Origin of the sequence: Pantoea sp. DY-17, assembly GCF_019795975.1 — a bacterium.
In the GTDB taxonomy this organism is placed as follows: domain Bacteria; phylum Pseudomonadota; class Gammaproteobacteria; order Enterobacterales; family Enterobacteriaceae; genus Pantoea; species Pantoea leporis.
The window spans coordinates 1,949,882-1,966,326 of sequence record NZ_JAIMIG010000001.1 but is presented as its reverse complement, the minus strand read 5'-3'; the positions used below and the strand labels follow the sequence as shown (position 1 = coordinate 1,966,326).

The 16,445-nt window shown below is 57.5% G+C and carries 16 protein-coding genes; 13 read left to right on the top strand and 3 right to left on the bottom strand.

Features of this window, described 5'->3' with window-relative positions; genetic code table 11:
- The first annotated feature begins 3 nt into the window (after positions 1–3).
- The 5 genes from aroC (at position 4) to K5Y33_RS09160 (ending at position 3,649) form a co-directional block, all read left to right on the top strand.
- Positions 4–1,089, top strand: a complete 1,086-nt coding sequence (aroC, locus tag K5Y33_RS09180) for a chorismate synthase (protein WP_101763624.1) — start codon at positions 4–6, stop codon at positions 1,087–1,089.
- A gap of 5 nt (positions 1,090–1,094) precedes the next feature.
- Complete coding sequence (gene mepA, locus K5Y33_RS09175; RefSeq protein ID WP_370634104.1) at positions 1,095–1,919, top strand: penicillin-insensitive murein endopeptidase; 825 nt, start codon at positions 1,095–1,097, stop codon at positions 1,917–1,919.
- A gap of 8 nt (positions 1,920–1,927) precedes the next feature.
- A complete protein-coding gene (locus tag K5Y33_RS09170; RefSeq protein ID WP_101763625.1) occupies positions 1,928–2,725 on the top strand; it encodes a sulfite exporter TauE/SafE family protein in 798 nt (265 codons plus the stop codon).
- A gap of 66 nt (positions 2,726–2,791) precedes the next feature.
- Entirely contained in the window at positions 2,792–3,337 is a 546-nt protein-coding gene (locus K5Y33_RS09165) for an elongation factor P hydroxylase (RefSeq protein ID WP_110866550.1), read from the top strand.
- 30 nt (positions 3,338–3,367) lie between these two features.
- A complete protein-coding gene (locus K5Y33_RS09160) occupies positions 3,368–3,649 on the top strand; it encodes a YfcL family protein (RefSeq protein WP_008101252.1) in 282 nt (93 codons plus the stop codon).
- A 29-nt stretch (positions 3,650–3,678) separates the two neighbouring features.
- Here the strand turns inward: K5Y33_RS09160 and mnmC are convergent, their stop codons facing one another.
- Positions 3,679–5,691 carry a bifunctional tRNA (5-methylaminomethyl-2-thiouridine)(34)-methyltransferase MnmD/FAD-dependent 5-carboxymethylaminomethyl-2-thiouridine(34) oxidoreductase MnmC gene (gene mnmC / locus K5Y33_RS09155; protein ID WP_222233747.1) on the bottom strand — a complete coding sequence of 671 codons (2,013 nt, stop codon included), beginning with the start codon at positions 5,689–5,691 and terminating at the stop codon, positions 3,679–3,681.
- A gap of 153 nt (positions 5,692–5,844) precedes the next feature.
- Between mnmC and fabB the strand changes: the two genes are divergently transcribed.
- Positions 5,845–7,065, top strand: coding sequence for a beta-ketoacyl-ACP synthase I (gene fabB / locus K5Y33_RS09150; RefSeq protein ID WP_110866552.1), 1,221 nt, complete (start codon positions 5,845–5,847; stop codon positions 7,063–7,065).
- Positions 7,066–7,283: 218 nt separating this feature from the next.
- On the top strand, positions 7,284–8,465 hold the full coding sequence (locus tag K5Y33_RS09145; protein ID WP_222233746.1) for an MFS transporter: 1,182 nt from the start codon (positions 7,284–7,286) through the stop codon (positions 8,463–8,465).
- 116 nt (positions 8,466–8,581) lie between these two features.
- Here the strand turns inward: K5Y33_RS09145 and flk are convergent, their stop codons facing one another.
- Together flk and K5Y33_RS09135 are read right to left on the bottom strand one after the other, a co-directional pair.
- On the bottom strand, positions 8,582–9,613 hold the full coding sequence (flk, locus tag K5Y33_RS09140) for a flagella biosynthesis regulator Flk (RefSeq protein WP_210081324.1): 1,032 nt from the start codon (positions 9,611–9,613) through the stop codon (positions 8,582–8,584).
- 112 nt (positions 9,614–9,725) lie between these two features.
- Complete coding sequence (locus K5Y33_RS09135; protein WP_222233745.1) at positions 9,726–10,631, bottom strand: DMT family transporter; 906 nt, start codon at positions 10,629–10,631, stop codon at positions 9,726–9,728.
- Between the two features lie 94 nt (positions 10,632–10,725).
- Here K5Y33_RS09135 and K5Y33_RS09130 point away from each other — a divergent pair, with 94 nt between their 5' ends.
- The 6 genes from K5Y33_RS09130 (at position 10,726) to accD (ending at position 16,335) form a co-directional block, all read left to right on the top strand.
- On the top strand, positions 10,726–11,505 hold the full coding sequence (locus K5Y33_RS09130; protein ID WP_192411461.1) for a helix-turn-helix domain-containing protein: 780 nt from the start codon (positions 10,726–10,728) through the stop codon (positions 11,503–11,505).
- A gap of 56 nt (positions 11,506–11,561) precedes the next feature.
- Complete coding sequence (gene pdxB, locus K5Y33_RS09125) at positions 11,562–12,686, top strand: 4-phosphoerythronate dehydrogenase PdxB (protein WP_222233744.1); 1,125 nt, start codon at positions 11,562–11,564, stop codon at positions 12,684–12,686.
- A 101-nt stretch (positions 12,687–12,787) separates the two neighbouring features.
- On the top strand, positions 12,788–13,798 hold the full coding sequence (locus K5Y33_RS09120; RefSeq protein ID WP_101763634.1) for an aspartate-semialdehyde dehydrogenase: 1,011 nt from the start codon (positions 12,788–12,790) through the stop codon (positions 13,796–13,798).
- Positions 13,798–14,604 carry a tRNA pseudouridine(38-40) synthase TruA gene (gene truA, locus K5Y33_RS09115; RefSeq protein WP_101763635.1) on the top strand — a complete coding sequence of 269 codons (807 nt, stop codon included), beginning with the start codon at positions 13,798–13,800 and terminating at the stop codon, positions 14,602–14,604. Before K5Y33_RS09120 ends, truA begins: the two co-directional genes overlap by 1 nt.
- Before the next feature lie 36 nt (positions 14,605–14,640).
- Complete coding sequence (locus tag K5Y33_RS09110; protein WP_101763636.1) at positions 14,641–15,294, top strand: DedA family protein; 654 nt, start codon at positions 14,641–14,643, stop codon at positions 15,292–15,294.
- Positions 15,295–15,426: 132 nt separating this feature from the next.
- Entirely contained in the window at positions 15,427–16,335 is a 909-nt protein-coding gene (gene accD / locus K5Y33_RS09105; RefSeq protein ID WP_008105205.1) for an acetyl-CoA carboxylase, carboxyltransferase subunit beta, read from the top strand.
- Positions 16,336–16,445 lie beyond the last annotated feature (110 nt).

The following is a 16,445-nucleotide window of genomic DNA, read 5'->3' as shown; positions in this document are numbered from 1 at the left end:
AGCATGGCCGGAAACAGCATCGGACAAGTTTTTCGCGTAACCACTTTTGGCGAGTCGCATGGTATTGCGCTGGGCTGCATCGTTGACGGTGTGCCACCCGGCATTCCGCTGACGGAAGCCGACATCCAGCACGATCTCGATCGTCGTCGTCCTGGCACTTCGCGCTATACCACGCAGCGCCGCGAGCCGGATCAGGTGAAAATTTTGTCTGGCGTGTTTGAGGGCGTGACGACGGGAACCTCAATCGGTTTGCTGATTGAGAACACCGACCAGCGTTCACAGGATTACGGCACCATCAAAGATCTGTTCCGTCCTGGCCATGCCGATTATACCTACGAGCAGAAATACGGCCTGCGCGACTACCGTGGCGGCGGCCGCTCTTCGGCGCGTGAAACCGCGATGCGCGTGGCGGCAGGGGCGATTGCCAAGAAGTATCTGCAGATGAAGCACGGCATCGTGGTGCGCGGCTATCTGGCGCAGATTGGCGATGTGGCCTGCGAGCTGAAAGACTGGAGCATCGTGGAAGAGAACCCGTTCTTCTGCCCGGATGCCTCCAAACTGGAAGCGCTGGATGAGCTGATGCGCGGCCTGAAAAAAGAGGGCGATTCCATCGGCGCCAAGGTTACCGTGCTGGCAGAGAACGTGCCGCCGGGCCTGGGCGAGCCGGTATTTGATCGTCTGGATGCGGATTTAGCGCATGCGCTGATGAGCATCAACGCGGTGAAAGGCGTGGAGATCGGTGACGGTTTTGCGGTGATCAATCAGCGCGGCAGTCAACATCGCGATGAGATCCGTGCCAACGGTTTCCAGAGCAATCACGCGGGCGGCATTCTGGGCGGCATCAGCAGCGGCCAAACCATTAGCGCCAATCTGGCGATGAAACCGACCTCCAGCATCACCGTGCCAGGCAACACCATCACCCGCGAGGGTGAAGAAGTCGAGATGATCACCAAAGGTCGTCACGATCCCTGCGTCGGCATTCGCGCCGTGCCGATTGCCGAAGCGATGATGGCGATTGTGTTGATGGATCACCTGCTGCGCCAGCGTGCGCAAAACGGTGACGTCAACAGCAGCGTTCCGCGCTGGTAAACCCGATGATGCGCCGTCTGCTCATTATCTGTGCCGCGCTGCTATGCAGTGCGGCCGCCGTTGCTGCCACGCCGTGGCAGCAAATTCATCAGCCGATTGCCGGCAGCCCGCAGTCGATTGGCGGTTTCGCCAACGGCTGTATTATGGGTGCGCAGCAGTTGCCGCTTAACTCACCCAATTATCAGGTGATGCGCCAGGATCAGCGCCGCTATTTCGGCCATCCCGATCTGATCGCCTTTATTCAGCGTCTCAGCACCCAGGTTCATCAGCTTCAGCTGGGACAAGTGCTGATTGGCGATATGGGCATGGCGGCGGGTGGACGCTTTAGCAGCGGCCACGCCAGCCATCAAACTGGTTTAGACGTCGATATCTGGCTGCAGCTGCCGAAAACCCGCTGGACGGCGCAGCAATTGCTCAAGCCGCAGCCGCTCGATCTGGTTTCTGCCGATGACAAACAGGTGATTGCGCGTCACTGGCAGCCGCAAATCGATAGCCTGATTAAACTGGCGGCGAAAGATGATGAAGTGACGCGTATCTTCGTCAATCCGGCAATCAAAAGGCAGCTTTGCGCCGATGCTGGCAGCGATCGCGCGTGGTTGAATAAAGTGCGTCCGTGGTTCGCCCATCGCGCGCACATGCACGTGCGTCTGCGGTGCCCGGCGGGCAGTCTGGAGTGTGAAGACCAGGCACCTCAACCGGCGGGTGATGGCTGTGGCGCTGAGCTGGACAGCTGGTTCCTGCCGAAAAAACCAGGCAGCACGCCGCCGATGAAGAAAACGCCGCCATTGCCGCCGTCTTGCCAGGCTTTACTTGATAAGCATCTTCTGTAGGTATTTCAATGGATTGGTTCGTTGTCAGCCCACTCATCCTTTGTGTGCTGTTTTTTGTGGCGGTGCTGGCGGCGTTTATCGACTCCATTGCCGGTGGCGGTGGTTTACTCACCGTGCCTTCCTTATTGGCTGCCGGGCTGTCGCCTGCACAGGCGTTAGCCACCAATAAGCTGCAATCGGTCGGCGGATCGTTCTCCGCCAGCCTCTATTTCATCCGACGTGGTGCGGTGAATCTGAGCGAGCAGTGGCTGAATATCGCCATGACTTTCCTTGGCGCGATTGCTGGCACCATTCTGATTCAGCACTTACAAGCGGATGTGCTGCGCCAAATCTTACCGCTGCTGCTGATCTGCATCGGTTTGTGGTTCCTGCTGATGCCGCGTTTGGGTGAAGCCGATCGCGAACGTCGTCTGCACGGTTTGCCCTATGCGCTGGTGGGCGGCGGCTGCGTCGGCTTCTACGATGGCTTCTTTGGTCCCGGCGCCGGCTCGTTCTATGCGCTGGCCTTTGTTACGCTGTGCGGCTTCAATCTGGCGAAAGCCACCGCCCACGCCAAAATCCTAAATTTCACCTCGAATTTTGGCAGTTTGCTGTTCTTTATGTTCGGCGGAAAAGTGGTGTGGGGCACCGGCGCGATTATGTTGCTCGGCGCCTTTATCGGCGCGCGCCTCGGCGCCAGGCTGGTATTGAGCCGTGGTCAGAAACTGATTCGCCCCATGGTAGTGATCGTTTCTGCGGTAATGAGCGCTAAATTGTTATGGGACAGTCATGGCGCAGAACTGATGGCCTGGCTGGCCACGCTGTAATCCAACACTCGTCAAGACCGGCTGCCAATGCGACAATGGCGCCGGTTTTTTTAAAGATTAAAAATTATGAGTACAACACACCATTACGATCAGCTGATTGCCATCTTTGATGGCTGCTTCGTTGACGATTTTCAGACCCGTCTAATTAAAGGCGACGACGAACCTATTTATCTTCCAGCGGATGAAACCTCACCGTGGAATCGCGTGGTGTTCGCGCACGGCTACTACGCCAGCGGACTGCATGAAATTTCCCACTGGTGCATTGCCGGTGAAGCGCGCCGCAAGCTGGTGGATTTTGGTTATTGGTATTGTCCGGACGGACGCGATGCGCAAACGCAGAGCCAGTTCGAATCGGTTGAGGTAAAACCGCAGGCGCTGGAGTGGTTATTCTGCGTGGCGGCGGGCTTTCCCTTCAACGTAAGTTGTGACAATCTCGAAGGCGATTGTGAGCCAGATCGCATAGCGTTTCAGCGCAAAGTGCATGCACAGGTGATGACGTATCTGCAGCAGGGCATTCCGGCACGACCAGCTCGCTTCATCGATGCACTGACGAATTATTACGGCACGCCGCCACTGACGGCGGCACAATTCCCCTGGCCGGAAGATCTGTAATCCGCGAAGGTTATAAGAAGAGAGGAAGAGATGATCGTAGAATTTGAAACCCGCATTCTGGCCCTGATTGATGACATGGTCGATCACGCCAGCGATGACGAGCTGTTTGCAGGCGGCTATCTGCGTGGTCATCTGACCCTGGCAGTGGCGGAGATAGAGCTGAGCGGTGAACACACGCCGGAAGCGCTGCAAACTCACGTCACCAACAGCCTGCAAAAAGCCATTGCTGCTGGCGAACTGTCACCACGCGATCAGGCGCTGGTCACCGGCATGTGGGACAATCTGTTCCTGCAGGCCCGTCAAACCGCTTAACGTCTCGGGGCGATCGCTCGCCCCGCAGATTATCGACCCGCTTTTTTACCCTTCAGCAGTTTTCGCACCCAATAGCGATTTGGACTCATCGCCGCCAGCGTGGCTGCATCCAGCGGCTGCGGTTCGCCGCTCATCTGCGCCGCCAGCACTTCGGCCGCCAGCGGTGCGCTGCACAAACCACGCGAACCTAATGCGCCCAACACAAACAAACCGTTATGCACCGGCGCATCGGCTACGCTTGCACCGCGCGCACGCTGTTCTGGCAGATCGGCGTATTGCGTGAGTGTCGCTTCATAATCTGGCGCGCTGCCGCTCATCGGCAGATGATCGCGCGTGGCACAGCGCACGCCGTTGCGCGCCTGGTTATCGGACACATCAACCTGTTGCGGCCATTGGCTCTGCGGCAGACAGTTAATCAGCCGTTGGCGATTCTCCTGCTGATCGTCGGCGCGGAAATCTGTGGCGGTATCGCCACGATGATAGCTGGCGCCGATGCAATGGGTGGCGAAGTTCGGGCTGACCGGCGTGAGATAGCCGTCGTAACACAGCACGGTGCGCAGCGCGCCCAACGACGGATTAGTCGGCGCGTGGCTCACTTGTCCCGCCACCGCGTACACCGGCAGCGTTTTACTGTGCTCAAGTTCCAGCAACGCGTGACCATTCGCCAGCACCACTTGGGAATGCTGCACCAGCGGCTGCTCGCTAAAGTGCAGCGTCCAGCGATCTTCATCGCGCGTTAATTGCGTGACGCGATGCAGCCAGTGCAGGTGTAATCCCCGCGATTGCGCGTACTCCAGCAGATTGCTGGTCAGCTGTGCAGGCGACAGCCAGCCGCCTTGCGGATAAAAAATCCCGCCGACATCAAGTTCAACGCCCGCCAGCTGTTGCGCTTCTTCTTTATTAACACCGTACGCGATGTCATGCGGCAGTGCCATGTTGAGCATCTGCGCAATTTTCTCCGCGCTTTTATCATCCCAGCCCAGCTGCAACACGCCGCTCCAGTCATGCTCAAACTCCACTGGCAGCCGATCGTACAGACGTCGGGCAAAACCAAAAGCCGCCGGGAAGAAGGTGGCCAGCGCGGGATCGTGCTGATTCAGCAGCGGATAGAGCGCGCCCTGACGATTGCCGGATGCGCCCAGCGCGGGCGCGTCATCGGCGCAGTAGAGCGTTACGCGCCAACCGCGTCGCAGCAGCGCCAGCGCCAATACTGCGCTGGCGATGCCGCCGCCAATCAGCGCCACTTCATTGCTGCCTGCCGGCGGGCGCGCATACCACGGCTGGCTGTGCGGCAATGCAGCGGCTTGCTCCAGCACGCCGACCAGCATTTCACGTTTGTGACCAAAGCCTTTGCGCTTCTGCATATTGAAACCGGCGTCCTGCAACCCGCGTCGCACAAACCCCGACGCGGTAAAAGTCGCCAGCGTGCCGCCCGGCCGGGCGAGGCGCGTCATCGCGGCGAACAGATCTGGCGTCCACATCTCAGGGTTTTTTGCCGGCGCGAAGCCATCAAGGAACCACGCATCCACCTGACGATTGAGGCTGTCATCAAAGGTGTGAATTAGCGCGTTAATATCACCAAGCCAGAGGTCCAGCGTGACTTCGCCGCCGTTAAACAGCAGGCGCTGACAACCCGGCAACGCCTGCGGCCACTGCTGTTGCAGCTGTTCGGCCCACGGCTTAAGCTCCGGCCAATGGGCATGTGCAGCCACCAGATCGGCGTGCGTCAGCGGGAATTTCTCGCAGCTGATAAAGTGCAGACGCTGCAAAGTGGCGTTGGGTTGCTCATTGCGGAAGCGATCGAAGGCTTGCCACAGGGTAAGAAAGTTCAGACCAGTCCCAAAACCGCTTTCGGCGACAATAAATAAATCGCGTGAATGTACAGCAAAACGGTGCGGAATATGGTTGCCATCAAGGAACACATAGCGCGTTTCCTCCAGTCCATTATCGTTGGAGAAATAGACGTCGCCGAACGCTCGGGACACAGGTGTACCCTGTTCATTCCAGTTTATTTGGGCGTGTTCAACCGGGGTTAATTTCACGGGAAAGGCTCATATTTCAGGCAGTGGCGCGAGTTTAGCGATAGACGTCACATGACGCAAATTTACAAAGGGAAATGGCTGATCGGACTTGTTCGGCTTACAACTGTACGCTAGAGTGCACCACATCCAAATATGTGGAACGAGGATTATTGAATGAAACGTGCAGTGATTACTGGCCTGGGTATTGTTTCCAGCATTGGTAATAACCAGCAAGAAGTGCTGGCTTCTCTGCGTGAAGGCCGTTCCGGTATTACTTTCTCTGAAGAGATGAGAGATGCCGGTATGCGCAGCCACGTATGGGGCAACGTCAAACTGGATACCAACGGGCTCATCGATCGCAAAATCGTGCGTTTTATGAGTGATGCCTCTATTTATGCCTACCTTTCAATGGCCGAAGCGATCAAAGACTCAGGCCTGACTGACGAACAGTATCAGCAAAACCCACGTGTGGGTTTGATTGCCGGTTCTGGCGGCGGTTCTCCGCGTTATCAGGTATTTGGTGCTGACGCCATGCGTAGCCCACGCGGCCTGAAAGCGGTCGGTCCTTATGTGGTGACCAAGGCGATGGGTTCAGGCGTTTCTGCTTGCCTGGCAACCCCGTTCAAAATTCACGGCGTGAACTACTCCATCAGTTCAGCCTGTGCTACTTCTGCACACTGCATCGGTAATGCGGTTGAGCAGATTCAGCTGGGTAAACAGGACATTGTATTTGCTGGCGGCGGTGAAGAGCTGAGCTGGGAAATGGCCTGTGAGTTCGATGCGATGGGCGCACTGTCGACCAAATACAACGAAACGCCAGAAAAAGCCTCACGTACTTACGATGCCAACCGTGACGGCTTCGTTATCGCTGGCGGCGGCGGTATGGTGGTGGTTGAAGAGCTGGAGCACGCTCTGGCACGTGGTGCACACATTTATGCTGAGATCGTGGGCTACGGCGCAACCTCAGATGGCGCAGACATGGTAGCTCCTTCAGGCGAAGGCGCAGTGCGCTGCATGAAGATGGCGATGCAAGGTCTGGATACCCCAATCGATTACCTCAATACCCACGGCACTTCTACGCCGGTTGGTGATGTGAAAGAGCTGGGTGCGATTCGCGAAGTGTTCGGCGATAACTGCCCATCACTGTCTGCTACCAAAGCCATGACCGGTCATTCACTGGGTGCGGCGGGCGTGCAGGAAGCGATCTACACTTTGCTGATGCTGGAGCACGGTTTCATCGCGCCAAGCATCAACGTGGAAGAGCTGGATGAAGCGGGCAAAGGTCTGAACATCGTGACCAAACCGACTGATAAAGCGCTGACCACCGTGATGTCGAACAGCTTTGGCTTCGGCGGGACTAACGCCACTCTGACCATGCGTAAGTTGCCAGCATAATCCCGTAGGATCGCCATTCATGGCGACCTAATTATGCTAGCAATATCACAAGGGCCGGTTATCCGGCCCTTGTTGTTTTGACATTCCACCTTCAGCTTGCCTACACTCCCACTCCATCCGAAACAAAATTATCACTTTTAGCTTAGTGTGAACCAAATATCCCGTTTCTGTTTTGGCAGCAAGCGCGTGTCTGGTTATTACAAGGAGTTCGACCCACCATGACCACGACTGCTGACGCGCAGACGCAATCCGTTATGCCGCTGGCCTGCACCTCCTTTGCGGTATTCCTCACCTATCTGACCGCTGGCCTCGCGCTGCCGGTCATCCCGCTGTATGTCCATCATGAACTCGGTATGAGTAACCTGATGGTTGGCGTGGCGGTGGGGATTCAGTTCTTCGCCACGCTGTTGACGCGCAGCTTTGCCGGGCGTCGAGCCGATCAACACGGTGCGAAACTCACCACTCAGCACGGCATGCTGGCCATCGCGCTGGTGGGCGTGGCGTATCTGGCGGCCGCGTTGTTACCGGTTTCTCCGTGGATGAAGTTTGGTTTGTTGGCAGTGGGGCGCTTGCTGTTAGGATTCGGCGAAAGCCTGCTGCTGACCGGCAATCTGACCTGGGGCATGGGATTGGTGGGCAGCAAACGTTCTGGATTAGTGATGTCATGGAACGGCATGGCGATTTATGGATCGCTGGCGGCTGGCGCACCGCTCGGCTTGCTGATCAATCAGCACGGCGGCTTTGCTGCTCTCGGTGCGGTTGCGCTGCTGTTGCCGCTGCTGTCGCTGGCGATAAATGGCTGGATCCGCAAAGTGCAGGTGGTGGGCGGCGAGCGGCCATCGCTGCTTAGCGTAGTGAAAACCATCTTTCAGCCGGGACTGGCGCTGGCGCTGCAGGGCACCGGTTTTGCGGTGATCGGCACCTTTACATCACTCTATTTTGCTGCGGAAAACTGGGGCAACGCCGGTTTTGCGCTGACCGCCTTCGGCTGTGCGTTTGTGCTGGTGCGCGTGTTCTTTGGCGGCTTGCCGGATCGTCACGGCGGCGTAAAAGTAGCGATGATCTCTTTGCTGGTGGAAACCGCCGGTCTGCTGCTACTGGCGTTCGCCACTTCTGGCTGGATGGCGCTGATTGGCGCGGCTTTGACCGGCTGCGGCTGCTCGCTGATCTTCCCGGCGCTGGGCGTTGAAGTGATTAAACGCGTATCGCCACAGATTCGCGGCACCGCGCTTGGCGGTTTCTCTGCATTTCAGGATATCGCGTACGGTGCCAGCGGCCCGTTGACCGGCTTACTGGCGACGGCGCTGGGTTACGGCTCGGTCTATGTCGCGGGAGCCTGTTGTGCGGCGCTGGGCATTCTGGTTACCTGGAGGTTTGCGCGGGCTGCGACAACAGCGTAACCAGCTTATCGCAGGCGCTGACAATCTCCCCCGGGTGTCAGCGCCGCAAAGCCCAGTCGCTGGCTGACTGGCAGCTGGACCGCAATTCTCGCCACGCCCGCTGCCAACTGCGGCTGCTAGATAAACAGCCACAGTAGGAAGATAAACAGGAAGATACCGGCAATCAGCGTGAGTGCCGGGCGCTGCGCCAGCGGTTGCGGCAACATCTGAATAAACGGCGACCAGATTGGCTGCGGCCGAATTTCGCTATCGGCCAGCGGCTGTTCGTGCAGTTTCTCGGCGCGGCGGCTAAACAGCAGATTCAGCAGATCCTGCGTCTGCGCTGGCGTCAGCACGGTGGTCGGCAGCGCCTGGAAACGTTGCTGGCTGTAATCTTCCAGCAGTCGCTGCTCATCATGGGTTAACGGCTGGCGCAGTGAGGTTTCCAGCATCTGCAAGGTTGGCGCACTGTGCTGAGCCAGCGTCTGGCGCACCTGCAAATATTGCGTCAGCAGCGGGAAGTGGCGTGAGGGAATCGGATCGCCGCTTTTCAGATTCACCAGCTTCAGCGTATCGGCCAGCAGTTTCACCGGCGATTCACCGGTTTTCGCCGCAAGGCGCGTCACCTGCTGATTCAGCGACTGCTGTTCTGCCGGCAACAAGCTGCGATCGGAGACGCGCGTTTGCTGCGGCTGCGGGATCGCCATCTGACCGTTTTGCAACATCGTCAGCACCTGACGCAGCTGGTCCTGCGACAACGCGCTCAACACCGTTTGGTTAAACTGCTGACGAATAAAATCGCTCACCGCCTGGCGATTATTGCCCTGCGGCAATTTTTCCAGCAGCTGTTGCAGCAGCTGGCGCGTAGCAAGACTGTTTTGCACCTGGGTTAAGCGACCGTTGAGATGCTGCTCCGCCGCCGGGAAGTGGCGCGATTGCAGCTCCGCCTCACTCTTCACCCCGACTTCATGCCGCACGCCAGCCCAGAGTTCCGGCGCTTTCAGCGTACTCAAAGACATAATGCGAACAATCAGACGTTCCAGCGTGGTGCGCTGGGCAGGAGAAAGCGGCTGCTCACCGGCTGGACCGCCAGGTCGCGTTGGGCCAGTGGCCTGAGATAAAGGGGAACGATCGCCCGCGGGCACACCGGGACCGCTGAGAGGTTGCATGGCGGAATCCTTGAAAACGGGTCAGATCCGGGTGCGCCGGAAAAAAGAGGCCACATCATAGCAAAAGCCCCCAGGAAATCCACGGGGGCTGCGGCCTTTCCGGATAATAAAATCAGGCGGCGGGATCGGGAAGGGTCGCGCTGCGCGGCTTACGCAGCGGGGTTTTCAGCCGTTGCGCCAGAATAACACCGACTAACGTCATGCCGCCGCCAATCCAGTGATAGCCATGCAGCTGCTCATGCAGGAACATCACGGCAATAATGGCCGTAAACGCCGGCACGAAGTTCATGAATATGCTGGTGGTGCTGGCGCCCAAACGCTGCACGCCAAGGATCCACAGGAACGGCGCGATGATCGACGCAAACAGCCCGGCATACAGCACCAGCGGCAGATTGTGCATGTTGAGCGTGACATCCGGCGCGCGCAGGAAGCCAGGCAGCAATAGCAGCACGCCAAAGAAAATCTGCACATACAGGCTTTGCCAGGTCGGCAGCGGAATCGCCCAGCGCTTGGTCAGCACGCCGTACAAGGCGTACGAGGTCGATGCTGCCAGCATCATCAATTCGCCATTGCCGAGCCGTTGATTCAGCAGCTGCGCCGGATTGCCTTCGCTCACCAGCCATACCAAACCGGCGAACGACAACACGCCGCCAATTAGAATGCCGCGCGTCGGCGCGAGGCGCAGCACAACCAGACTGAGCAGGATGGTCAGCAGCGGAATGGTCGCGCCGAGAATTCCCATCATCACCGCAGAAACGCTGTGCGCCGCGTAATAGGCGAGACTTTGATACAGCACCATGCCAAGCAGACCCAGGAACAGTAATCGCCAGCCGTTGGCTTTAATGGTGTGACGATGGCGCCACACGCCCGGCAGGCAAAACGGTGTCAGCACTATCAGCGCCAGCAGCCAGCGATAGAAGGAGATCGCCGCAGGATCGATACTTCCCGCCGAGAGTTTGCTGACGATAGTGTTGATCGACCAGATCAGCACCGCGATCAGCGGAAACAGTAAATTCATGATACAGCTCCTCAGATAATCGCGAATAGTTTACGTTTGACCGGTTTAAAGCAGATAGTTAAAATCGGACAATATTTGTTAGTGACCGGACAGAATGAATCTACAAGTCGAATACCAGCCGCCGATTGATGCGCCTTTGCTGCGCTTCTTCATGCGTTATGACGAGGTCAACGCCAAAACCGAATACCTCACCCATGCGCATGATTGGGGTCAGGTGATTTTCGTCACCAGCCACGTGCTGGAGATGGAAGTGGAGGGCGAACGTCTGCTGACGCCCGCAGATATCCCGATCTGGATTCCGGCCGGCCATCGTCACAGCAGCTACAACCACAACGAAGCGCGTTTTCGCACCTTTAATCTCGCCGCCGATCTCTGCGCGGGCCTGCCGGATAAAGCCTGTTTATTGCATGTCGATGCCATTGGGCATGCCATCATGAATGATTTTGCCCGCCGTGAACTGGAGCAGCCGCAAACGCAAGCCGACTGGCGCATGTGTGAAGTGTTGATCGATCGCCTGCGTCTGGCGCCGGTGCATAACAGCTATTTGCCGATGTCAGATGACAAATTCCTCGCGCCGATTCTGCGCGCGCTTGAAGCGCATCCCGGCGATAACACCACGCTGGCACAATGGGCGAAGCGCGTGTTCACCACCGAGCGTACGCTAGCGCGACGCTGTCAGCAGCAGTTGAATATGTCATTCAGCGAGTGGCGGCAGCGTTTACGCTTTCTGCGTGCTATCGCGCTGCTGGAGCAGGGTTGCAGCGTGCAGGGCATCGCTCACGAGCTGGGTTACAGCTCGGCGTCGGCGCTCATTGTGATGTTCCAGCAGCAGGCCGGTACCACGCCCGATCGCTATCGCAGTCGGTTAGGTTAATCCCCGGCTTTATGGCAAAATACGCGCCTTAAATTTTTGCAGACAGGACCGCCGCAGTGAAAATTCTCGTCGATGAAAATATGCCTTATGCCCGTGAACTCTTCAGCCGCACCGGCGATGTGCTCGCGGTGCCCGGCCGTCCGTTGCCGGAAGCTGAGCTGCAGGACGCCAGCGGATTGATGGTGCGTTCCGTCACCAAAGTGAATGCGGCACTGCTGGCCGGTACGCCGGTGAAGTTTGTCGGCACCGCGACCGCCGGCACCGATCATATTGATGAAGCATCACTGGCGGCGGCAGGCATCAGCTTCTCTGCGGCGCCTGGCTGTAATGCCATTGCGGTGGTGGAGTATGTGTTCTCCTCGCTGCTGCTGCTGGCGGAGCGCGATGGTTTTGAATTGCGCGATCGCACCGTGGGCATTGTTGGCGTGGGGAATGTTGGCGGCCGCCTGCAGAAGCGTCTGCAAGCCTGGGGCGTGAAAACGCTGCTGTGCGATCCACCGCGCGCCGATCGTGGCGATCAGGAAACCTTCCATTCGCTGGATGATCTGGTGGCGCAGGCCGACATCCTGACCTTCCACACGCCGCTGTTTAAAGATGGCCCGTATAAAAGCTGGCATTTGGCCGATGCGGCGCTGCTGATGGCGCTCAAACCCAACACTATTCTGATCAACGCCTGCCGCGGTGCGGTGGTAGATAACGCGGCGCTGCTGGCAGTGCTGAAGATGCGCCACGATCTTAGCGTGGTATTGGATGTGTGGGAGCCGGAGCCGGATCTGTCGCTCGATCTGCTGGATAAAGTGGATATCGCCACCGCCCATATCGCTGGCTACACGCTGGAAGGTAAAGCGCGCGGCACCACGCAAGTGTTTGAAGCCTGGTGCGACTTTATCGGCCAGCCGCAGCAGGTGGCGGTGGAAAGCCTGCTGCCGGCACCTGAATTCGGTTCTGTCACTTTACGCGGCAAGCTCGATCAGCCAACGCTAAAACGCTTAGTGCATCTGGTGTATGATGTGCGCCGCGACGATGCGCCACTGCGTAAAGTGGCGGCAAAGCCAGGCGAGTTTGATCGCCTGCGCAAGCAATATCAAGAGCGTCGTGAATGGTCATCGCTGCAGGTGCATTGCGATGATGCGGAGACGGCTGCGATGCTCAATCAGCTTGGCTTCCGCGCCAGTTTGTAAAGAAATTTCAATCACCTGCACTATTGCGGGGGATAATTCCTAAATCTCGGGCGATGTTTTCATCGCCTTCTGTTTTTGTGTCAATCTCTGGAGTAACCAACATGTCTGACGGCTGGAATATCGCGCTTTTGGGCGCAACAGGCGCAGTAGGGAACGCTGTACTGGAACTGCTGGCTGAACGCCAGTTCCCGGTTGGTGAGTTGTATTTGCTGGCGAGTGAAAACGGTGCCGGTGAGAACAAACGTTTTGAGGGACGTACCGTGCTGGTGCAGGACGTGGCCGAATTTGACTGGACGCAAGTGCAGCTGGCGTTCTTCACTGCGGGTCGTGAAGCCTCGGCGCGCTATGCCGAAGAAGCCGCCAGCCAGGGTTGTCTGGTGATCGATAGCAGCGATCTGTTTGCGCTCGAACCGGATGTGCCGCTGGTGGTGCCGGATGTGAATCCACAGGTGCTGGCGGATTACCGCAATCGCAACATCATTACCGTTGCCGACAGCCTGGTAAGCCAGCTGCTGTGCTCAATCAAACCGCTGGTGGATCTGGCCGGTCTGAGCCGTTTGCAGGTTACCAACCTGATTGCGGCCTCAAGCCATGGTAAAGCGGCGGTTGATGGTTTGGCCGGTGAAAGTGCGCGTTTGCTGAACGGCGTGCCGGCGGAAACGCACTATTTTGGCCGCCAGCTGGCGTTCAACATTTTGCCGCTGCTGGCGGACAGCAATGGCAGCGTCGAGAGCGAACGTCGCGTGGTTGAGCAGGTACGTAAAGTGCTGCAGGACGAAGGTTTGCCGATCGCGGTAAGCAGCGTGCAGGCGCCGGTGTTCTACGGCAATGCGCAGATCGTACACGTGGAGAATCTGCGTCCGCTCTCTGCAGAAGAAGCGCGCGATGAACTGGGCCGCTCCGGTGATATCAACCTGACTGAAGAGAGCGATTACCCCACGCAGGTGGGCGATGCGTCCGGCAGCGACGTGCTGAGCATTGGCTGCGTGCGCAATGATTACGGCATCCCAGAGCTGCTGCAGTTCTGGTCTGTGGCAGACAACATCCGTTTCGGCGGTGCACTGATGGCGGTGAAAACCGCTGAGAAACTGGTGCAGGAGTATTTCTATTAATGTTGCCTGAAGGGAAAACGCTTAAGCTGGCGTTGGGTATTGAATACGATGGCAGCCGTTATTACGGCTGGCAGCGGCAAAATGAAGTGCGCAGCGTGCAGGAAAAGCTGGAAAAGGCGTTGTCGAAAGTGGCCGATCATCCGGTGGTGGTGTTCTGCGCGGGCCGTACCGATGCTGGTGTGCATGGCACCGGACAAGTGGTGCATTTCGAAACCACCTCACCGCGTGCTGACGCGGCCTGGACGTTGGGTGTGAATGCCAATCTGCCTGATGACATCGCGGTGCGCTGGGTGAAAGCGGTGCCGGACGAGTTCCATGCGCGTTTTAGCGCCACGGCACGCCGCTATCGCTACGTGATTTACAACCATCGGCTGCGTCCGGCGATTCTGGGCAATGGCATTACCCATTATTACCATCCGCTGGATGCAGAGAAGATGCAGCGCGCTGGTCAGGCGCTGATTGGCGAGAATGACTTCACTTCGTTCCGCGCGGTGCAGTGTCAGTCACGCACGCCGTGGCGCAACGTGATGCATCTCAACGTCACGCGTCATGGGCCGTATGTGGTGGTGGATATCAAAGCCAATGCATTTGTACATCACATGGTGCGTAATATTGTCGGCAGCCTGATGGAAATCGGCACCGGCAACCAGCCGGAAGAGTGGATGGCGACGCTGCTCGCGGCCAAAGATCGTAAGCTGGCGGCGGCGACCGCCAAAGCCGAGGGGCTTTATTTGGTAGCGGTGGATTATCCATCCCACTTTGCATTACCTCAGCCTGCGTTGGGACCGTTGTTCCTCGCAGATTAACCGTTAATTGTTGGGTGTTAGGGGAGTTGTGGTTATATGGATTTCATCCACTTTTTAGTCGATTTTATTCTGCATATTGATGTGCATTTGGCCGAGCTGGTGGCGCAGTACGGCATCTGGATTTACGCCATTCTGTTCCTGATTCTGTTCTGTGAAACCGGTTTGGTGGTCACGCCGTTCCTGCCAGGTGATTCCCTGCTGTTTGTTGCCGGTGCGCTGGCGGCCTTGCCGGGGAACGATCTCAACGTACACCTGATGGTAACGCTGTTGGTGATCGCCGCCATCCTCGGTGATGCGGTGAACTACACGATTGGGCGTCTGTTCGGTGAGAAGCTGTTCAGCAACCCGAACTCGAAAATTTTCCGTCGCAGTTACCTGGATAAAACCCACGCGTTCTACGATCGCCACGGCGGCAAGACCATTATACTTGCGCGCTTTGTACCAATCGTGCGAACCTTTGCCCCCTTTGTGGCGGGGATGGGACACATGTCTTATCGCCACTTCGCGCTCTACAATGTGACGGGCGCACTGCTGTGGGTGCTGCTGTTCTCTTACGCCGGTTATCTGTTTGGCGACCTGCCGGTTGTGCAGGAGAACCTGAAGCTGCTGATCGTCGGCATCATCGTGGTTTCTATACTGCCAGGCGTAATTGAAGTGTGGCGTCATCGCCGCCAGCAGAAGTCGCAGTAAGCTCGTTACCAGATTTTTATCCACAGCGTGAACGGGTTGTGGTTTAATGAGCGACATTTACGGCCTGCTGAAGGTGATTTCAGCAGCAATGAGAAGACTGGACCAGGTCAGCATTAAATAGAAAGGTCATCAATGAGCTGGATTGAACGCATACTGAATAAAAGCACTGCCACGCCAACGCGCAAAGCCAGCATCCCGGAAGGGGTGTGGACCAAGTGCGATAGTTGTGGGCAGGTGCTGTACCGCGCCGAGCTGGAGCGTAACCTCGAGGTCTGCCCGAAGTGCGACCATCACATGCGCATGCACGCCCGTGAGCGTCTGCATAGCATGCTGGATGAAGGTTCGCTGGTTGAGCTGGGCAGCGAGCTGGAACCGAAAGATCTACTGAAGTTCCGCGACTCGAAGAAGTATAAAGACCGTTTGGTCGCCGCACAGAAAGACACCGGTGAGAAAGATGCGCTGGTGGCGATGAAAGGCACGCTGCACGGCATGCCAATTGTTGCTGTGGCCTTTGAGTTCTCCTTTATGGGCGGCTCAATGGGTTCAGTGGTTGGCGCGCGCTTTGTGCGTGGCGTTGAGCAGGCGTTGGAAGACAACTGCCCACTGATCTGCTTCTCCGCGTCAGGCGGTGCACGTATGCAGGAAGCGCTGCAGTCGCTGATGCAGATGGCGAAAACCAGTGCGGCACTGGCGAAAATGCAGGAGCGCGGCTTGCCGTACATCTCCGTGCTGACTGACCCAACCATGGGCGGCGTTTCAGCCAGCTTCGCGATGCTGGGCGATCTCAACGTGGCGGAACCGAAAGCGCTGATTGGCTTTGCCGGTCCACGTGTTATCGAGCAGACCGTGCGTGAAAAACTGCCGCCGGGTTTCCAGCGCAGTGAGTTCCTGATCGAGAAAGGCGCGATCGACATGATCATCCGTCGTCCGGAAATGCGCTTTAAGCTGGCAAGCCTGCTGGCGAAAATGATGAACCTGCCAGCGCCGCAGCTGGATGGTGATCAGCCAAATGTGGCTGAGCCGGAGAGCAACGAAGCCTGACAGGCAACGGAATGAGGCAGTAATGTTTCCTTCCTCCAATGCACCGTCTACATTGAATACTTAAGGTTGCATCCAACGTGGTCCGCGACCTTAAGTTACTCGATGTATTG